Here is an 18,158-nt window from a genome sequence, read left to right as displayed (position 1 = left end):
GGGAGGTACGTAGATGTCCGCGACGACCACGGCCGGGGTCCGGCTGCGTGCAGCTGCCGACGGCGCCAACCGCTGGGTCGTCCTCGTCGTTCTCTGTCTCAGTCTGCTGCTGGTCGCGCTGGACGCGACCGTGCTCCATGTCGCGGTGCCCGCGGTCACCGAGGACCTGCGGCCCAGCGCCGTCGGCCTGCTGTGGATCGTGGACGCCTATCCGCTGGTCTGTGCCTCGCTGCTGATCCTCTTCGGCACTCTCGGTGACCGGATCGGCAGACGGCGGGTCCTGCTGTTCGGGTACGCGCTCTTCGGCGTCGCCTCCGCGATGGCCGCGATGGCCGACACTCCCGCCGTACTGATAGCGGCGCGCGCCCTGCTCGGTGTCGGCGGCGCGATGATCATGCCCGCGACGCTGTCGATACTCCGCCAGGTCTTCCCCGACCGCCGGGAGCGCGCCACGGCCATCGGGGTCTGGACCGCGGTGGCCGCCGTGGGGGCCGCCACCGGACCGGTCATCGGCGGTTTCCTCGTCGAGCACTTCTGGTGGGGCTCGGTCTTCCTGATCAATATCCCGCTGATGGCGCTGATCCTGCCGATCGGCCGCTGGCTGCTTCCGGAGTCCCGCGGCGGCGACGACGGCCCGTGGGACGTGCTCGGCGCGCTGATGGCGGCGGCCGGTGTGCTCGGCGTCGTCCTCGGGGTGAAGCGCGTCGGCGGCGGCGAGGGCCTCCTCGGCCCGGCCACCCTCGTCCCGCTCACGGTCGGCGCCGCGCTCCTGATCGTGTTCGTGCGCCGCCAGAAGCGCCGTACGCATCCGCTGATCGATGTCGGGATGTTCGCCCGGCCCGCCTTCAGCACGGCCGTCGGCTGCATCGTGCTCGCCATGCTGGCCCTGGTCGGCCTGGAGCTGATAGCCGTCCAGTACCTCCAGCTGGTGCTGGACCTCAGCCCCCTGGAGACCGGACTGCGGCTGCTGCCGCTGACCTTCGCGGCGATGGCCGCGGGCGTCACCGGCTCGTACACCCTGCGCCGCGTCGGGCCCCGCCGGATGGTCGGCTGGGGCTTCGTCCTCACCGCGGCAGCCGTTCTGCTGCTGACCCTGATGGGGCAGCACGACCGGCCCGCCCTGCTGACGGCCGGCTTCGTCCTGCTCGGCTTCGGGCTCCAGTCCACGCTCTTCGGGGCGTACGAATCGATGCTCAGCGAGGCGCCCGCCGACCGGGCGGGCGGCGCGGCGGCGATCGGTGAGACGTCCTACCAGCTGGGCGCGGGCATGGGGATCGCCCTGCTCGGCAGTGTCATGAACGCCGCGTACGCCCCCGGCCTGGCCACGCTGCACGACAAGGGCGTGCCCAAGGAGGCGGGCGAGGCGGCCGCGAACTCCCTGGGGGAGGCCTACCAGGTGGCGGCGCAGCTGGGCGGCCCGCTCGGCGACCTGCTGCGGTCCACCGCCCGGCACGCCTTCATCGACGGGCTGCACATCACGCTGTTCGTCAGCGCGGGGCTGCTGCTCCTCGGGGCGCTGGCCGCGCTGCGGCTGCCCAGGGCGATGGACTGCACCGTGCGGGAGGCCTGCCCCGAGGAGGAGCCCCGGGTTCCCGCGCCCGCCGCGGCGGGCGTCCAGGACCGTCCGGGACGGCGGATCGCGCTGCCCGCGCGGCGCGAACCGGCCGAGGCCACCGGCTCTGGACGCGCGGCACACTGAGCCGTAACGTCAGCGCACGACGCCCTGACTATCACTGCTAAGGGCTGTCCCGTAATCCCTGGCGGACGCACGACGACAGCTACGGCACCTCGCCGCGTTGTCGGAACGCCCGCATACATCCGGTATGCGGGCGTCCCTCCGCCTTGCGATGCACCGCATCCGACGCCGCGCGCTGATCCGCCAGGGATGACGGGACAGCCCTTGGTTTCCGTAGGGCCCGCGGGCGTCCCGAGGGCCCTTCGAGCACCGTGCGAGCCGCCGGAGGCATCCTGATGTCCACCACCGAGTCCGCGAACCCGTCGAAGCGGGAGAAGCCGTCGAAGCTTCCGCCCTTCGACGCGGGCGATCCCCTCGGCATCGACGATCTCCTGGACCCCGAGGACCTCGCGATCCGGGACGCCGTCCGCGCCTGGGCCACCGACCGGGTCCTTCCGCACATCGCCGAGTGGTACGAGAACGGCGAGCTGCCCACCATCCGCGAGCTGGCCCGCGAGCTGGGCTCGCTCGGTGCGCTGGGCATGTCCCTGGAGGGGTACGGCTGCGCGGGCGCCACCGCCGTCCAGTACGGGCTGGCCTGTCTGGAGCTGGAAGCGGCGGACTCCGGGATCCGCTCCCTGGTCTCCGTCCAGGGGTCCCTCGCCATGTACGCGATCCACCGCTTCGGATCCGAGGAGCAGAAGCGGCGCTGGCTGCCCGGTATGGCGGCCGGTGAGATCATCGGCTGCTTCGGCCTGACCGAGCCGGACCACGGTTCCGACCCCGCCGGGATGCGCACATACGCCAAGCGCGACGGTGACGACTGGATCCTCACCGGCCGCAAGATGTGGATCACCAACGGCTCGGTCGCCGGGGTCGCGATCGTCTGGGCGCAGACGGGCGACGACGACGGTGGCAGCGGCATCCGCGGTTTCGTCGTACCGGCCGACAGCCCCGGCTTCACCGCGCCGGAGATCCGGCACAAGTGGTCGCTGCGCGCCTCGGTCACCAGCGAGCTGGTCCTGGACGGCGTACGGCTGCCCGCCGACGCGGTGCTTCCGGGGGCCGCGGGGCTGCGCGGTCCGCTCAGCTGCCTCGGTCACGCCCGTTACGGAATCGTCTGGGGGGCGATGGGCGCGGCGCGCGCCAGCTTCGAGGCGGCCCTGGACTACGCGAGGACGCGGGAACAGTTCGGCAGGCCGATCGGTGGCTTCCAGCTCACTCAGGCCAAGCTCGCGGACATGGCCGTCGAACTGCACAAGGGCATCCTGCTCGCCCACCATCTGGGCCGTCGGATGGACGCGGGCAGGCTCCGCCCGGAACAGGTCAGTTTCGGAAAGCTCAACAATGTGCGGGAGGCGATCGGGATCTGCCGCACCTCGCGCACGATTCTCGGCGCCAACGGGATCTCTCTGGAGTACCCGGTGATGCGTCATGCGACGAATCTGGAGTCGGTGCTCACCTACGAGGGCACCGTGGAGATGCACCAGCTGGTGCTGGGCAAGGCGCTCACCGGTCTGGACGCGTTCCGGTAAACGGGACGCCGCCGGACCTGTCCGGCGAGCGCCCTGCTCAGCTCTGGTTGAAGAAGCCGTCGGCCTTCCGGCCGGCGGCTTCGCCGTTGAGTACCTGTGTGTCGGCCGGGGTCAGCAGGAAGACCCGGGTGGCCACCCGGTCGATCGAGCCGCGCAGACCGAAGATCAGTCCTGCCGCGAAGTCCACGACGCGCTTGGCGTCGGCGGGGTCCATGGCCGTGAGGTTCACGATCACCGGGACGCCGTCCCGGAACAGCTCGCCGATGGCCCGCGCGTCCCGGAAGCTGTCCGGGGTCACGGTCGCGATCCGGCGGTCCTGCTCCTCGGCCGTCTCGGCGGCCACCTGCACCCGCGGGTCGGTCACCCAGGCCTGGCCGTTCGTCCCGGTCTCCGCACCCCCGGCGTACTCGTCGTCGTAGTACCGATCGTCGTTGTCCTCTACGAGGCCCAGCCAGGCACTCGCCTTGCGCACCGATCCCATGGACGCCTCCTCTCACCGCGGTTCCTTGGCGTTCCGCATCTCTTTCGTATCCCTATGGTCGTCCATGATGCGGATACCGCGCCAAGTGGATAGTCGGCGCGCAGGGGATTCGTGACGGTACTGGTGCAGAACATGTGGCGGTTCGTCAAGGTTCCTCCTGCCTACGGGCGGTTGCGGAAGGAAAATATGATGCGCCGGTCCGTACGGGTGACATGGGGGACGTACGGGTGAACGGAGCACTCGATACGATGCACGACGCGCGGGTGCACGAGTGGCGCGCGCCCGCTGAACGGCTCTCGGGGGATCGTCGTGTTCGGAATCGTCAGGCCCTGTACCCATCGGCTCTCCGAGGGACTCAGGACGGAGTGGATGGCGCATCTGTGCGGGCTCTGTCTCGCTCTGCGCGCGGACCATGGACAGTTCGCCCGTATCGTTACGAACTATGACGGCCTGATCGTCTCGGTCCTGACGGAGGCTCAGTCCGTGCGCACTCCGGCGGGACGGCGCACCGCGGGCCCCTGTCCGCTGCGTTCCCTGCGGACCGCCCCGGTCGCCCGGGGCGAGGGAGCCAGGCTCGCCGCGGCCGTCTCGCTCGTCCTGGCCTCGGCGAAGGTCCGCGACCACGTCGCCGACCGGGACGGTCTGTTGGCCCGCCGGCCGGTCGCCGCCGCCGCCCGCCGGGTCGCCGCGAGCTGGGACCGGGCCGGGGCGCGCACCGGCGCCGCGCTCGGGTTCGACACCTCGCTGCTGGTCGACGCGGTGGACCGGCAGACCGGGATCGAGGCGCTCGCCGGGCCGGGCACCCCGCTGCTGACCGTCACCGAACCCACCGAGACGGCCACCGCCGCGGCCTTCGCGCACACCGCCGTACTCGCGGGAAAGCCGCGGAACGCCGCACCGCTCGCGGAGGCCGGCCGGCTCTTCGGACGGCTCGCGCATCTGCTGGACGCCGTGGAGGACCGGGAAGCTGACGCGGCGTCGGGAGCCTGGAACCCGCTCACCGCGACCGGCACCCCGCTCGGCGAGGCCCGCCGGCTCTGCGACGACGCGCTGCACGGCGTACGGCTGGCGCTGCGCGACACGGAGTTCACCGACGGCAGGCTCGTCCATGTGCTGCTCGCGCACGAGCTGCGGCGCTCGGTGGACCGGGCGTTCGGCTCCTCGTCCTGCTCGCACCGGGGCGCGTTCGGACCGCCGCCGGGGCATCCGTACGCACCGGCGCCCGGCGGCCCGGCCTCCCCGCCGCAGCCTCCGCCCGAGCCGCCGCGCGACCGGCGCGGGCTGATCGCGGGGTGCCTGGTGTGGGCCGGGCTCGCCTGCACCTGCCAGATGTGCTGCGGGTCCTTCTCGGACCCCTGGTCCCGGCAGGAACGCGAAGGACTCTGCCGTCAGTGCGACTGCGGAGGCTGCTGCGACGCCTGCAACTGCTGCAGTTCCTGCGGCGACGGCTGCTGCTGCGACTGCGACTGCGGGTGCGACTGCTGAAACCGGTGACGGGACGCGGCCGCCGGGACGGGGGTGACCGCGGCCGTGCGGCGCCGGGTCACCTCAGCTCGGGCGGGGAGATCCGCGAGGTGGTGATCGCCGACTCGGTGGTGCCCCACTTCTTCAGGATGCGGTCGTACGTGCCGTCCGCCCGGAGGCCGTTGACCGCGGCCTGGAAGGCCGGCGCCAGCGGGGTGCCCTTCCTGAAGGCGAAGCCGACGTCCAGCCGCTTGTACTCGTTGAGGAAGCGCAGCCCCTCCTGCTGGGTCACCGCGTAGCGGAGCCCGTTGATGGTGGACATCACCACATCGCTGCGGCCCTGCTGGAGGGAGATCCAGATGGCGGCCTGGTCGTTGTACGTCTTCACCTCGTACGGCTTCCTGCCCGCCTTCTCGCACAGGTGCCTGTTCTCCTCCAGCGTCACCTCGAACGTGGTGCCCGCCCCGGTGCCCACGGTCAGACCGCAGAGCTGGGTGAGGTCGGTGACCTTCTTCAGCTCGCTGTCGTCGCGGACCGCGAAGCCCTGGCCGTCGTTGATGTACGTCACGAAGTCGATCGTCCCGCGCCGCTCGTCGGTGACCCCGAAGTTCCCCGTGCCCAGGTCGTACTTCCCGCTGCCCAGCGCCGGCAGGATCGCCTCGAAGGAGGCGACCTCGCGCTTCAGCCTCAGCCCGAGCGCCCTGGCTGCGGCGTCCGCGAAGTCGATGTCCGCGCCGGCGGCGGTCCTGCCGTCCTCCAGATAGAAGGCCCCGGGCGGGGCGCCGATGCTGGAGGCGATCCTGAGCGTCCCGGAGGAGCGGACGTCCGCGGGCAGCAGTGCCGCCGCGGCCTCGTTCTTCCGCACCGCCGACACCACGTCGGCCGTCGGGATCTTTCCCCGGCCGGCGCCCGCCGCCCCCGCACCACCGCCCGGCGCGGCCGCCGGAGCGTCCGATCCGCACGCGGTGAGCGTGAGCACGGCGACGGTGATCAGGGCGAAGGCGGCGGTGTGGCGGGTTCGGGGCATGGCGGGGCTTCTCCGGATTCATCGGATGCGGCGGGTACGTCGGACCGGGTGCGGGTACGCCGGCCGGACCCCGGTGCCGGAAACAGCACGGGGCCGGAGGCGGGAGATCAGCGGTGCGAGGGGAGGGTGACGCGGCGTTGTGTACGTGAGGGCACGCGGGAAGGGGCGCTCGAACGCGGACAGGGGCGCGAGCGGATGAGAACGAAACGCAGGGAGTCAGCTCAACAGGAAGAGGACCACACGCGACCGAAGTCGATGTGGGAGCGGGTGACCAGCCACTGCTGCGAATGCATGGCCCAAGTGGAACAGTCATCCGGTTGCGCGTCAACTGACATGAGACGTACGGCTCATAGTGTGGACAGCCTTGACAACAGGCCTCGTGCACCGCTTATCTCGGAAGCGGACCGGCGCTGAGGGGCCCGGTCCACGTTGTGTTTGGTGTGAAGGCACGCCCCGTGTTCGATCTCTGCATCCACGGAGCCTTCGCATGTCCGCGCAGACAGATGTCCTGCCTCCCTCTCCTCTTCCCGTACCGCCCGCCGCGGCCGACGCCGCCACCGTGCCGCGCATCGTCCCGGTCCGCCGAACAGGCCAGTGGGCGGCGGCCGTTGCCGTTCTGGTGCTGCTCGCACTGGCGCTGGGATCCGTCATCCGCAACGACGCCTTCCAGTGGGACGTCGTCGGCGAGTACGTCACCACCGCCTCCGTCCTGCGCGGACTCGGCCTCACCCTCTGGCTCACGGCGCTCGTCATGGTTCTCGGCTTCGCGCTCGGTACCCTGCTCGCCATCCTCAGGCTCTCCGGCAACCGCGTGCTCCAGGCGGTCAGCTGGGGGTACGTCTGGCTGTTCCGGTCCACCCCGATCCTGGTCCAGCTGCTGTTCTGGTTCAACATCGGCGCCCTGTACCCGCAGATCCTCGGCGTCAGCACGGTCAACCTCCTCGGGCCCGTCACCGTCGCCGTCGTCGGACTCACCCTGCACGAGGCCGCGTACGCCGCCGAGGTCGTGCGCGGCGGCATCCTCTCCGTCGAGCGCGGACAGGTGGAGGCCGCCCAGTCACTGGGGCTGGGCCCCTGGCGCAGGCTCCGCCGGATCGTGCTCCCGCAGGCCATGCGCTCCATCGTGCCGCCCGCCGGGAACATGCTGATCGGCACCCTCAAGGGCACCTCGATCGTCAGCATCATCGCCGTGCAGGACCTGCTCTACTCCGTGCAGCTCGTCTACCACCGCACCTACCAGGTCATCCCGCTGCTGCTCGTCGCCACCCTCTGGTACGTGGCCGTCACCTCGCTCCTCGGCATCGGACAGCACTACGTCGAACGGCACTACGCACGCGGCACGGCGGGCACCCGATGACCGGCGCCCCCGCTCCCGGAACCACCCCCGCCCTCGTCGTCATCGGCGCCGGACCGCGCGGCACCGGTGTCATCGAGCGCATCGCCGCCAACGCGGCCGGCCTGTCGCCCGGCCTCCGGCTCGACATCCACCTCGTCGACCCGCACCCACCGGGCGGCGGCCGGATATGGCGGCAGGACCAGTCGCCGCTGCTCTGGATGAACTCCATGGCCGAGGACGTCACGATGTTCACCGACGACACGGTGCAGCAGGACGGCCCCGTAGTGCCCGGCCCCGCCCTGGACGCCTGGGCGGACGACGTCCGCGCCGGGCGGATCACCGTCGATGCCGCGCCCGCCGTACTGGCGGAGATACAGCGGCTCACGGGGCAGGACTTCCCCAGCCGCCGGCTCCAGAGCGCCTACCTGCGGTGGGTGTACGAACAGGCGCTGGCCGCGCTCCCGCCCGGCATCACCGTGCACGAGCACCGGACCCGTGCCCTGCGGATCAGCGGACCGCGCGGCGGCCGTCAGCGCGTCCGGCTCCAGGGCCGCGGCGAACCCCTCCTCGCCGACCTCGTCGTCCTCACCGTCGGCCACCTCGACGCCGAGCCCGACGCCGGACAGCGGGAGCTGAGCGCGTTCGCCGGACGGCACGGGCTCACCCACCTCCCGCCCGACTTCACCGCCGACAGCGACCTGAGCGCGCTTCGCGCGGGCGAACCCGTCATCGTCCGCGGCTTCGGGCTCGCCTTCATCGACCTGATGGTCCTGCTCACCGAGGGCCGCGGCGGCCGGTACGAGAACGGGGAGTACCTGCCCTCGGGCCGGGAGCCCGTACTGCACGTCGGATCGCGGCGCGGAGTCCCGTACCACTCCAAGATCGGTTACGGCTGGGAGGGCGAACGGCCGCCCCTGCCGCGCTTCCTCGGCCCCGGTCTCACCGCGGAACTGCTGAGCGGACCCGGACCGCTCGACTTCCGGCGCGATGTGTGGCCGCACGTCGCCAAGGAGCTCGGCCACGCCCATTACCACCGGCTGTTCACCGCCCACCCCGAGCGCACCACCGTCGACCGACAGGTCTTCGAGGACAAGTACGCCGCCGCCGGGCCGGGCAGCCCCGAACTGGACTCCCTCGTCGCCGCGGCCGTGCCCGACCCCGCCGACCGGCTCGACCTGGCGGCGCTCGACCACCCGCTGGACGGGGTGCGCCACCCCTCGTACGACGCGCTCCAGGACGGCCTGCGCGGCTACATCACCGCCGACCTGGCACGCCGTCACGACCCGGCCCACAGCCCCGACCTCGCGGTCTTCCTCGGACTGCTCTCCGCGTACGGGCAGCTGATCAGGCTCGGCGACATCGGTGACTGGTGGCACGGCTTCTTCAGCCACCTGGCCTCCGGCCCGCCCGGCCCCCGGCTGGAGCAGCTCCTCGCCCTCTCCCGGGCCGGAGTCGTCCGCTTCCTCGGCGCGGGTGTCACCGTGGAGGCCGACGAGGAGGCGGGGCTCTTCCGGGCCGGCAGCGCCACCGTCCCCGGCGGACGGGTCGAGGCGAGGGCGCTGGTCGAGGCCCGCCTCCCGGACCCCTCGCTCCGCCACACCAGCAGCCCGCTGCTCCGCGGCCTGTACGAGGACGGCGCCGCCACCACCGGCACGGGCCTGCTCTCCGTCGACCCGGCCGACGGCCGGATCCTGGACCGAAACGGCCTCGCGCACCCGCGGCGCTTCGCGCTCGGCCCGTACACCACCGCCCGCAGCAGCGGTGCCTTCACCCGGCCCCGCACCGGCGGCCCGGCCTTCCGCCAGAACGACGCCACCGCACGCACCGCGCTGATGTTCCTGCGCGACCTCTCCTGTCGCGGCCGCCTCAGCGCCTGACCGCGACCCCTCCTCCCGTACATATACATGTCGCTTAAGGAACCCTCATGTCGCTCACCAGCGATCCACCCATCGACAAAGAGACCGTGCAGGACCCCGTCACCGACCACGGCCGGCTGACCGTCGTCCCGGTGCGCCATCCCTGGCGGTGGGTGGCCGTCGCCGCGACCGCCGTGCTGCTCGCCCAGTTCCTGCACGGGCTGGTCACCAACCCCGGCTGGGAATGGGACGTCTTCGCGCGGTTCTTCACCACCGAGACCATCCTCAGGGCCGTCTGGGTCACCCTCCAGCTGACCTTCTACGGCACCGTTCTGGGCTTCGCGCTCGGCATCGTCCTCGCCTTCATGCGCCTGTCGTCCAGCCCGTTCCTCAGGGCGGTGGCGTACGCGTACATCTGGGCGTTCCGCTCGATCCCGCGCATCGTGCAGCTGCTGTTCTGGTTCAACCTCGCCTACCTCTACAAGGAGCTGCAGTTCGGCATCCCGTTCGGGCCGGGCTTCTTCACCTTCGACACGATGAACCTCGTCGGCGCGATGAGCGCGGCGGTGCTCGGGCTCGCGCTGCACCAGGCCGCCTATGCGGCGGAGATCGTCCGGGGCGGCGTACTGGCCGTGGAGGCGGGGCAGTTGGAGGCCGCGGCCGCCCTCGGCATCCCGCGGCTGCGACAGCTGCGCCGGATCGTGCTGCCGCAGGCGATGCGCTCCATCCTGCCGAACGCGGCCAACGAGATCATCTCCCTCTTCAAGGGCACCTCGATCGTCTCCGTCATGGCGATCGGCGAACTCTTCTACCAGGTCCAGGTCGTCTACGGCCGCAACGGCAGGGTCGTGCCCCTGCTGATGGTCGCCACCGTCTGGTACATCCTGCTGACCACCGTGCTCTCCGTCCTCCAGTACTACGTCGAACGTCACTACGCCAAGGGGGCCGTGCGATGAGCGCACCCAGCGATGCCATGGTCGAGATCCGCTCCGTGCACAAGAGCTTCGGCTCCCTCGACGTGCTGCGCGGCATCGACCTGACCGTCCGCACCGGAGAGGTCACCGTCATCCTCGGCCCCTCCGGCTCCGGCAAGTCCACCCTGCTGCGCACCATCAACCACCTGGAGAAGGTCCAGGCGGGCTGGATCAGCGTCGACGGCTCCCTGGTCGGCTACCGCAGGGAGGGCGACAAGCTGTACGAGCTGCGCGAACGCGAGGTCCTGCGCCAGCGCACCAAGATCGGCTTCGTCTTCCAGAACTTCAACCTCTTCGGACACCTCACCGTCCTGGAGAACATCATCGAGGCGCCCGTCTCCGCCCTGCGCCGCCCCCGCAAGGACGCCGTCGAAGCGGCCGGAGAACTCCTGGCCCGGGTCGGGCTCGGCGACAAGGCGCAGGCGTACCCCCGACAGCTCTCCGGCGGCCAGCAGCAGCGCGTCGCCATCGCACGGGCGCTCGCCCTCGAACCGAAACTGCTGCTCTTCGACGAACCGACCTCCGCGCTCGACCCCGAACTGGTCGGTGAGGTCCTCGACGTCATCAAGGACCTGGCCCGCCGGGGCACCACGATGATCGTCGTCACCCACGAGATCGGCTTCGCCCGTGAGGTCGCCGACACCGTCGTCTTCATGGACGAGGGCCGCATCGTCGAGCAGGGCCCGCCCGCCGGCGTACTCGACCGCCCCGCCCAGGAACGCACCCGCGCCTTCCTCTCCAAAGTCCTGTGATCCCGCCCGTGTTCTCACCGAGGAGCCCTCACGTGCCCGTCCGCCGCACCCTCGCCGTCGCCCTCGCCACCCTCACGGCCGCGGGGCTGCTCACCGCCTGCGGCACCAGCGACGCCGCCACCGATGTGATCGGACCGAAGGGGCAAAAGGACACCGGGGTCAACATCGGCCCGGACCAGAAGCGGATCAGGGGCGAGAAGGTGGCCGCCATCGCCGCCCGAGTACCGCGGGCCGTCCGCGAGCGCGGCACCCTCCGGATCGGCTCGGGCGCCGACGCCTCGCCGCCCCTCGGCTTCTACGCGACCGACGACCGGACCCGCATCGGCTCCGAGATCGACCTCGCGACCCTGATCGCCGACACCCTCGGACTGGAGCCCCGGTTCGACGAGGTGTCCTGGGAGAACCTCTTCGTCGGCCTCGACAGCTCCAAGTTCGACGCCGTCCTGTCCAACGTCACCGTCACCGAGGAGCGCAAGGAGAAGTACGACTTCGCGACCTACCGGCTCGACAACATCGCCTTCGAGGCCAAGAAGGGCTCCGGCTGGAAGGTGAAGGCGGCCCCCGACATCGCCGGGAGGACGATCGCGGTCGCCTCCGGCACCAACCAGGAGAAGATCCTCGTCGACTGGAGCGCGGAGAACGCCGAGGCCGGCCGCGAACCGGTGGAGATCAAGTACTTCCAGAAGGACACCGACTACTACCTCGCCCTCCAGTCCGGCCGGATCGACGCCTATCTGGGCCCGAGCCCCTCCGTCAGCTACCACGTCGCCTCGGCCGGACAGTCCGAGATCATCGGCACCCTGTCCGGCGCCGGGGACGGGCTCCAGGGGAAGATCGCCGCCACCACGAAGAAGGACAGCGGCCTGGTCGGGGCCTACGCCGCCGCGATCGACCACATCGTGCGGAACGGCTCGTACGGCGAGGTGCTGAAGCGCTGGGGACTGACCGACGAGGCCGTCGAGAAGTCGGAGATCAACCCGCCCGGACTCCCCAGGACCGAGAACTGACCCCGAGAGGTCCCGCATGACTGCCAACAGGCCCCTTCACCTGGCCGCCGAGATCGGCGGCCCGCCCCACTACGACGCCGGGCACTACCTGGCCCTCGCCCGGCTCGCCGAGCGCGGCACCCTCGACTTCGTCACCCTCGGCGACTCCTTCGCGCGCCCGGGACCCGATGCCCTCGCCGTACTCTCCCGCATCGCCCCCGCCACCGACCGCGTCGGCCTCGTACCGACCGTCACCACCACCCACACCGAGCCCTTCCACGTCTCGTCCGCCGTCGCCACCCTCGACTGGGTGAGCCGCGGCCGGGCCGGCTGGAACGCGGAGGTCTCCACGACCGAGGCCGAGGCCCGGCTGTTCGGCAGACGCTCCGCCGCACCGGCCGCCGCGCTCTGGCAGGAGGCGGGGGAGACCGCCGACGTGGCGGCCCGGCTCTGGGACAGCTGGGAGGACGACGCCGAGATCAGGGACACCGCCACCGGACGGTTCATCGACCGGGACCGGCTGCACTACGTCGACTTCGAGGGCAGCACCTTCTCGGTCCGGGGACCCGCCATCGTGCCGCGCCCGCCGCAGGGCCGGCCCGTCACCGTCATCGACGGCACCGGGACCCCGGCCCGTGAACCGGCCGCCCGGCACGCCGATGTCGTCCACATCCGGGCCACCACCCCCGAGCAGGCTGCCGCGGTGCGCGACGACGTACGCCGCCGGGCGGCCGCGCACGGCCGTGACCCCGCCGACCTGCGGTTCCTGGCCGCGCTCACCGTCGACCTGGGGGACGCCGAAACGACGCCCGAACCCGGTCTGGAGAGCGGCCCGCGGTTCGCCGGGCGGGACTCCTACTTCCGGGGCGGCCCGGTCGACCTCGCCGAACTCATCACCCGGTGGCACCGCTCCGGGGCCGTGGACGGCTTCCACCTCACCCCCATCACCCCGGCACGCGACCTCGAAAGGATCGTCAACGGCACCGTGGCACTCCTCCAGCACCGCAGCCTCTTCCGCACCTTCTATCCCGGCGGCACCCTGCGCGAACACCTGGGCCTCACCCGCCCCGCCTCCCGGTACGCCCTCGCCCGGACCGCCGGGGAGGGAGCATGAGCACGCCGCGCCGGATGCACCTCGCCGCGCACTTCCCGGGCGTCAACAACACCACGGTGTGGGCCGATGCCCGGTCGGAGAGCCAGATCGACTTCTCCTCCTTCGAGCACCTGGCCAGAACGGCGGAGCGTGGGAAGTTCGACTTCTTCTTCCTCGCGGAGGGGCTGCGGCTGCGCGAGCACAACGGCCGCATCCACGACCTGGACGTGGTCGGCCGGCCCGAGTCCCTGACCGTGCTGAACGCGCTGGCCGCCGTCACCGACCGGCTCGGGCTCGCCGCGACCGTCAACGCCACGTTCAACGAACCGTACGAACTGGCCCGCCGCCTCGCCACGCTCGACCACCTCAGCGACGGCCGCGCCGCCTGGAACGTGGTGACCTCCTCCGACGCGTTCACCGGGGAGAACTTCCGGCGCGGCGGCTACCTCGACCGCGCCGACCGCTACACGCGGGCCGCGGAGTTCGTCGCCACGGCCCGGGAACTCTGGGACTCCTGGACCCCCGACGGGGAGTCCCGGCCCTTCGCGCACCACGGGCGGCACTTCGCCGTCTCCGGGGAGTTCACCGTCCCGCGCTCCCCGCAGGGGCACCCGGTCGTCATCCAGGCCGGAGACTCGGACGAGGGCCGGGAGTTCGCCGCAGGCGCCGCCGACATCATCTTCACCCGGCACGGCACCCTGGAGGCGGGCCGGGAGTTCTACGCCGACGTCAAGGCACGGCTGGCGAAGTACGGCAGGCGGCCGGCGGACCTCAAGATCATGCCCGGGGTCACCTTCGTCCTGGGGGACACGGACGAGGAGGCGCAGGAGAACGCCGCGGAGATCCGGCACCAGCAGATCTCCCCGCAGAACGCCCTCCTGGCCCTGGAACAGGTCTGGGGCCGTGACCTCTCCGGGTACGACCCCGACGGACCGCTCCCCGCGAGCGACCCCGTCCCGGACTCCGACCTGGTCCAGGGCCGTGTCCGGCACGGCGACCCCCTCGCCGTGGCCGCCCGCTGGCGTGCCGTGTCCGAGGCCAAGGGGCTGTCCATCCGGCAGACGGTGATCGAGACGACCGGGCGGCAGTCGTTCATCGGCTCCCCCCGGACCGTCGCCGCGCAGCTGACCGCGTTCACCGAGGCCGGCGCGGCCGACGGGTTCATCCTCGTACCCCATCTCACCCCGGGCGGCCTCGACGACTTCGTCGACCGGGTCGTCCCGCTGCTCCAGGAGAGCGGGACATTCCGCTCCGAATACACCGGTTCCACACTGCGGTCGCACCTCGGCCAGGCGGATCCGGTATGGAAGGGTTGACCGCATGAGCACGGACGCACAGCAGAACGAGCAGGGCCGGCAGGACTGGCAGCGGTGGCACGAGGAGCGGATCGTCGCGGTCGCGGCACCGTACGGTCCCCTCTCCCTGTCCGGTACCCATTGGCTCTCCGACTACCCGGAAGGGCGAATTCCGGCCGTCCCGGGGCACTGGCGCGAGGACGGTGACGAGCTGGTGCTCACCGCCACGGCCGAGGACGGTCTCGAGGTCGACGGCAAGCCGCTGACCGGTGAGGTCCGGCTCGGACCCGACCGCGGACCGATCGGCACGGCCCGGGTGGCGCGGGGCGAACGGCGGCTGTTCGTCCTGCGCCGCGAAGGGCTCTGGGCGGTACGGGACTTCGATCCGCACTCCCCGGCCCGGCACGCCTTCCGGACCATCGAGGCGACCGGCTACGACGGGAGCTGGACGCTGCCCGGCACCTTCCGGCCCTACGCCGCCGACCGCACCGTCCGGGTGAAGAACGCCGACGGGGCCGAGCGGGGTCTCGGGCTGGCCGGTGAGATCGCCTTCGAGGTGGACGGCACCGCGCACACCCTTCAGGTCGCGGTCGAGCCCGACGGTTCGCTGTGGGCCGTCTTCGCCGACGCCACCAGCGGGAACAGCAGCTACCGCTTCCGCTTCCTGCGGCCCGCCGCACCGGCCGAGGACGGCAGTGTGAGCGTCGACTTCAACCGTGCGCTGCTGCCGCCCTGTGCCTTCGCCGATCACTTCATCTGCCCGTTCCCGCCGCCCGGCAACACCCTCACGATCGCCGTCCCGGCCGGGGAGCGGAACCGTCTCGACGCCTGACCGGTCACACCGGTCTCCCGGATCCGGTCCACCCGGAATCCCTGATCCCGGACATCGCCCCGGCAGCCGCGGAGCTGCCGGGGCCGATCCGTGTACGGGGCGGGTCGGGCGCGGGGTTCGGCGCAGGTTCGGCCGAAAACGTGCCCTTGCGCGGCCGGTTGACGCCCCCTGATACTCCCGAGCAGCGCTTGTCAGGAGCACGGCGCTCGGAATCCGGACGTACTCCTCGACTGCGCCTCACGGGTCCGGCCACCCCACAGGCAGGACCCCCGATTCCCCTCGGGAGGAACGACAAGTGAGGATCAAGCGCAACACCCCCCGTAAGGGCACCGCGAGACGCAACAGGGCCACCGCCGTCTTCGCGGGCCTCGTCGCCGTCGCGGCCCTCGCCGCCCCCACCGCCAGCGCCGACTCCACCGAAACCTACAGCGCGAGCCGGCTGACCGCGGCCGCGGACGCCGTGCTCGGCGCCGATGTCGCGGGTACCGCCTGGAACATCGACCCGAAGACCGGCCGACTCCTGGTGACCGTGGACAGCACGGTCTCGCAGGCGGAGATCGAGAAGATCAAGGAGTCCGCGGGAGCCGACGCGGGCGCCCTGCGCATCGAGCGCACGCCCGGCCGGTTCAGCAAGCTGATCTCCGGCGGGGACGCGATCTACGCCGACAGCTGGCGCTGTTCCCTCGGGTTCAACGTCCGCAGCGGCAGCACCTACTACTTCCTGACCGCCGGCCACTGCACCGACGGTGCGGGCACCTGGTGGGCGGACTCCTCGCACACCACCGTGCTCGGCACCACCACGGGATCCAGCTTCCCGACCAACGACTACGGCATCGTGCGGTACACCAACACCACCATCGCCAAGGACGGCACCGTAGGCAGCCAGGACATCACCAGCGCGGCCGAGGCCACGGTCGGGATGTCCGTCACCCGCCGCGGTTCCACCACCGGCACCCACGGCGGATCGGTCACCGGTCTCAACGCCACCGTCAACTACGGCGGCGGGGACATCGTCTACGGCATGATCCGCACCAATGTGTGCGCCGAGCCCGGCGACTCGGGCGGCCCGCTCTACTCCGGCACCAGGGCGATCGGTCTCACCTCCGGCGGCAGCGGCAACTGCAGCTCGGGCGGGACGACGTTCTTCCAGCCGGTCACCGAGGCGCTCAGCGCGTACAACGTCAGCGTCTACTGACCCAACCCCGGACCTGTCCGGAATTGGGAGCCCTCGTCCGGAAATCCGGACGGGGGCTCCCGCTCGCCCCGCGGCTTTTGAGAGGATGTCGGGACGGTCGGGTGCAGACACGCAGGGGGTTCCAGGTCCGTGAATCGCATCGGAGTGACCGGTCACCGTTCGATCCCCGTGGAGGCACGGGCGGATGTGCTGGCGGGACTGAAGGCGGCACTGTGCGCGGCGGGCGGTTCCCTGGAGGCGCTCTCCAGTCTGGCGGTCGGCGCCGACCAGATCTTCGCCGAACTCGCGCTCTCCCGCGGGGCGAGGCTGACGGCGGTGATCCCCAGCGGCGACTACGAGGACTGTTTCGACGGCGACGCCGAACTCGCCCACTACCGGATGCTCAAGTCCCGTGCGGCGCGTGAGGTCCGGCTGGACTTCCCGCACTCCACCGACGAGGCGTACTACGCGGCGGGCACCTATATCGCCGACCACTGCGACCGGCTGCTGGCCGTCTGGGACGGCCGCCCGGCGAGGGGTCTGGGCGGTACGGGCGACATCGTGACGTACGCCCGGAACCTGGGCCGTCCGGTCACCGTCATCTGGCGGGACGGCGTGGAGCGCGCCTGACCCCGAGGATGTGAGCTGATGCATCGTCACATGCGGTGTCTGGCCAGCCAGTCGGTGTGTTCCGGGGAGACGATCCGCTCGGTCTCGAAGACCGCGACGGGCCACTGACGCTCGGTCAGCGTGGTCTCCATCGCTGCCTGCATCGACTCCAGGTCCGTCTCCACCAGCGAGTGCGCGGAGATCAGCGGATGATGACGGCGCATCTCGTTCCAGGCGAGACAGGCGGCCGCGGCGGCGGAGAGCGTCCCGGTCAGCGCGAAGGACCGCCCGGCCCCGAACGTCTGGAACACGGCCAGCACCAGGGCGGGCGCGGTGAGCGCGGCGATGGTGCTGGACCAGACGAACGCACCGCGCCGCGAGACCTGCAGACGCCTGCGGTACCAGCGGCGCTGCTCGATCAGCCGGTCCCGGATGTACGTCTCCTTGCGTACGGTGAACGCCTTGTCCCGTAACTCGCGCATGGACTCGGTGATGAGGCCGTCACCGGAGCCGTCCAGTTCGTCGCGGGGGTCGGCCCAGCCGACCTTCCGGAGCTCCTGGAGGCCCTCTTCGAGCCGGTTGGCGAACACCGCCTCCGGGTGCGGTACGGCGGTGTCGAAGGGGGAGCCGTGGACGGCGTACCGCCAGCAGACGGACTTGATGAACTCGGCCGCGGAGCGGTTGAGCTGCCAATGCGACTTCGCTTTGCGGCGCGAGGCGAGGAAGGTCGTGACCAGGACACCCGTGTAGGCCAGCACGCCTATGGCGTCGAGCAGTTCGACGGGGCCGGCACCGACGTGCCAGGGGAGTGCCGCGGGCACCGTTCCGAGGACCAGCAGGACCAGCTGCCCGCGCGTGGTGTTCACCGCCTCGCGCTGACGTGCGATGGCGATGGCGTCCGTGTGGTGGAAGAGCGCCGGGAGGTCCTCGTTCCTGAAGACCATGGACCGGAGGGGTCCGGGAAGCGCCGTCATGTTCACCCCGTCTGCAGTTGTGGGCATGCCTGAACCGGTCGCGCCGCCGGCCCGGGGCCATGCCGCGACGGGTCCGCCGCGCGACGGGTCCACGT

At 71.4% G+C, this 18,158-nt stretch carries 16 protein-coding genes; 13 read left to right on the top strand and 3 right to left on the bottom strand.

What is annotated here, in order from left to right:
• The first annotated feature begins 13 nt into the window (after positions 1–13).
• Together OHA98_RS27710 and OHA98_RS27705 are read left to right on the top strand one after the other, a co-directional pair.
• On the top strand, positions 14–1,699 hold the full coding sequence (locus OHA98_RS27710; RefSeq protein ID WP_266929455.1) for an MFS transporter: 1,686 nt from the start codon (positions 14–16) through the stop codon (positions 1,697–1,699).
• A gap of 272 nt (positions 1,700–1,971) precedes the next feature.
• Positions 1,972–3,210, top strand: coding sequence for an acyl-CoA dehydrogenase family protein (locus OHA98_RS27705; protein ID WP_266929454.1), 1,239 nt, complete (start codon positions 1,972–1,974; stop codon positions 3,208–3,210).
• Between the two features lie 37 nt (positions 3,211–3,247).
• Here the strand turns inward: OHA98_RS27705 and OHA98_RS27700 are convergent, their stop codons facing one another.
• Complete coding sequence (locus OHA98_RS27700) at positions 3,248–3,691, bottom strand: cell division protein SepF (protein WP_266929453.1); 444 nt, start codon at positions 3,689–3,691, stop codon at positions 3,248–3,250.
• 309 nt (positions 3,692–4,000) lie between these two features.
• On the opposite strand from OHA98_RS27700, the gene OHA98_RS27695 reads away from it, so the two are divergent.
• The gene (locus tag OHA98_RS27695) at positions 4,001–5,176 is read left to right on the top strand and encodes a DUF5685 family protein (protein WP_266929452.1); all 1,176 of its coding nucleotides are present in this window, start codon (positions 4,001–4,003) and stop codon (positions 5,174–5,176) included.
• A 58-nt stretch (positions 5,177–5,234) separates the two neighbouring features.
• On the opposite strand, the gene OHA98_RS27690 is transcribed toward OHA98_RS27695, so the two are convergent.
• Entirely contained in the window at positions 5,235–6,182 is a 948-nt protein-coding gene (locus OHA98_RS27690) for an ABC transporter substrate-binding protein (RefSeq protein ID WP_266929451.1), read from the bottom strand.
• 487 nt (positions 6,183–6,669) lie between these two features.
• Here OHA98_RS27690 and OHA98_RS27685 point away from each other — a divergent pair, with 487 nt between their 5' ends.
• From OHA98_RS27685 to OHA98_RS27640, 10 genes are all read left to right on the top strand, one after another.
• A complete protein-coding gene (locus OHA98_RS27685; protein ID WP_266929449.1) occupies positions 6,670–7,539 on the top strand; it encodes an amino acid ABC transporter permease in 870 nt (289 codons plus the stop codon).
• On the top strand, positions 7,536–9,395 hold the full coding sequence (locus tag OHA98_RS27680) for an FAD/NAD(P)-binding domain-containing protein (protein WP_266929448.1): 1,860 nt from the start codon (positions 7,536–7,538) through the stop codon (positions 9,393–9,395). The genes OHA98_RS27685 and OHA98_RS27680 overlap by 4 nt, the downstream gene beginning before the upstream one ends.
• Before the next feature lie 47 nt (positions 9,396–9,442).
• A complete protein-coding gene (locus tag OHA98_RS27675; protein WP_266929447.1) occupies positions 9,443–10,330 on the top strand; it encodes an amino acid ABC transporter permease in 888 nt (295 codons plus the stop codon).
• A 17-nt stretch (positions 10,331–10,347) separates the two neighbouring features.
• On the top strand, positions 10,348–11,100 hold the full coding sequence (locus tag OHA98_RS27670) for an amino acid ABC transporter ATP-binding protein (protein WP_266930946.1): 753 nt from the start codon (positions 10,348–10,350) through the stop codon (positions 11,098–11,100).
• A 32-nt stretch (positions 11,101–11,132) separates the two neighbouring features.
• Positions 11,133–12,107, top strand: coding sequence for an ABC transporter substrate-binding protein (locus tag OHA98_RS27665; protein ID WP_266929446.1), 975 nt, complete (start codon positions 11,133–11,135; stop codon positions 12,105–12,107).
• 16 nt (positions 12,108–12,123) lie between these two features.
• Complete coding sequence (locus tag OHA98_RS27660; RefSeq protein WP_266929445.1) at positions 12,124–13,200, top strand: LLM class flavin-dependent oxidoreductase; 1,077 nt, start codon at positions 12,124–12,126, stop codon at positions 13,198–13,200.
• 14 nt (positions 13,201–13,214) lie between these two features.
• On the top strand, positions 13,215–14,495 hold the full coding sequence (locus OHA98_RS27655) for an NtaA/DmoA family FMN-dependent monooxygenase (RefSeq protein ID WP_266930945.1): 1,281 nt from the start codon (positions 13,215–13,217) through the stop codon (positions 14,493–14,495).
• A gap of 4 nt (positions 14,496–14,499) precedes the next feature.
• Positions 14,500–15,306 carry a DUF1684 domain-containing protein gene (locus OHA98_RS27650; protein WP_266929444.1) on the top strand — a complete coding sequence of 269 codons (807 nt, stop codon included), beginning with the start codon at positions 14,500–14,502 and terminating at the stop codon, positions 15,304–15,306.
• 295 nt (positions 15,307–15,601) lie between these two features.
• Positions 15,602–16,501: a S1 family peptidase gene (locus OHA98_RS27645; protein WP_266929443.1), complete on the top strand. Its 900-nt coding sequence runs from the start codon at positions 15,602–15,604 to the stop codon at positions 16,499–16,501.
• A 129-nt stretch (positions 16,502–16,630) separates the two neighbouring features.
• Positions 16,631–17,110 (top strand): hypothetical protein, encoded by a 480-nt coding sequence (locus OHA98_RS27640; protein WP_266929442.1) that lies wholly within the window; start codon positions 16,631–16,633, stop codon positions 17,108–17,110.
• Between the two features lie 26 nt (positions 17,111–17,136).
• Here the strand turns inward: OHA98_RS27640 and OHA98_RS27635 are convergent, their stop codons facing one another.
• Positions 17,137–18,063, bottom strand: a complete 927-nt coding sequence (locus OHA98_RS27635; protein ID WP_266930943.1) for a DUF4231 domain-containing protein — start codon at positions 18,061–18,063, stop codon at positions 17,137–17,139.
• Between the last annotated feature and the right edge of the window lie 95 nt (positions 18,064–18,158).

Origin of the sequence: Streptomyces sp. NBC_00654 (assembly GCF_026341775.1) — a bacterium.
In the GTDB taxonomy this organism is placed as follows: Bacteria; Actinomycetota; Actinomycetes; order Streptomycetales; family Streptomycetaceae; genus Streptomyces.
This window is presented reverse-complemented; position numbering and strand designations above follow the sequence as displayed.

Excerpts from the sequence above, each read along its gene's own strand:
- OHA98_RS27650 (WP_266929444.1), top strand. The coding sequence starts at position 14,500 with ATGAGCACGGACGCACAGCAGAACGAGCAGGGCCGGCAGGACTGGCAG.
- OHA98_RS27685 (WP_266929449.1), top strand. The coding sequence starts at position 6,670 with ATGTCCGCGCAGACAGATGTCCTGCCTCCCTCTCCTCTTCCCGTACCG.
- OHA98_RS27680 (WP_266929448.1), top strand. The coding sequence starts at position 7,536 with ATGACCGGCGCCCCCGCTCCCGGAACCACCCCCGCCCTCGTCGTCATC.
- OHA98_RS27690 (WP_266929451.1), bottom strand. The coding sequence starts at position 6,182 with ATGCCCCGAACCCGCCACACCGCCGCCTTCGCCCTGATCACCGTCGCC.
- OHA98_RS27655 (WP_266930945.1), top strand. The coding sequence starts at position 13,215 with ATGCACCTCGCCGCGCACTTCCCGGGCGTCAACAACACCACGGTGTGG.
- OHA98_RS27670 (WP_266930946.1), top strand. The coding sequence starts at position 10,348 with ATGGTCGAGATCCGCTCCGTGCACAAGAGCTTCGGCTCCCTCGACGTG.
- OHA98_RS27660 (WP_266929445.1), top strand. The coding sequence starts at position 12,124 with ATGACTGCCAACAGGCCCCTTCACCTGGCCGCCGAGATCGGCGGCCCG.
- OHA98_RS27705 (WP_266929454.1), top strand. The coding sequence starts at position 1,972 with ATGTCCACCACCGAGTCCGCGAACCCGTCGAAGCGGGAGAAGCCGTCG.
- OHA98_RS27635 (WP_266930943.1), bottom strand. The coding sequence starts at position 18,063 with ATGACGGCGCTTCCCGGACCCCTCCGGTCCATGGTCTTCAGGAACGAG.
- OHA98_RS27700 (WP_266929453.1), bottom strand. The coding sequence starts at position 3,691 with ATGGGATCGGTGCGCAAGGCGAGTGCCTGGCTGGGCCTCGTAGAGGAC.
- OHA98_RS27675 (WP_266929447.1), top strand. The coding sequence starts at position 9,443 with ATGTCGCTCACCAGCGATCCACCCATCGACAAAGAGACCGTGCAGGAC.
- OHA98_RS27710 (WP_266929455.1), top strand. The coding sequence starts at position 14 with ATGTCCGCGACGACCACGGCCGGGGTCCGGCTGCGTGCAGCTGCCGAC.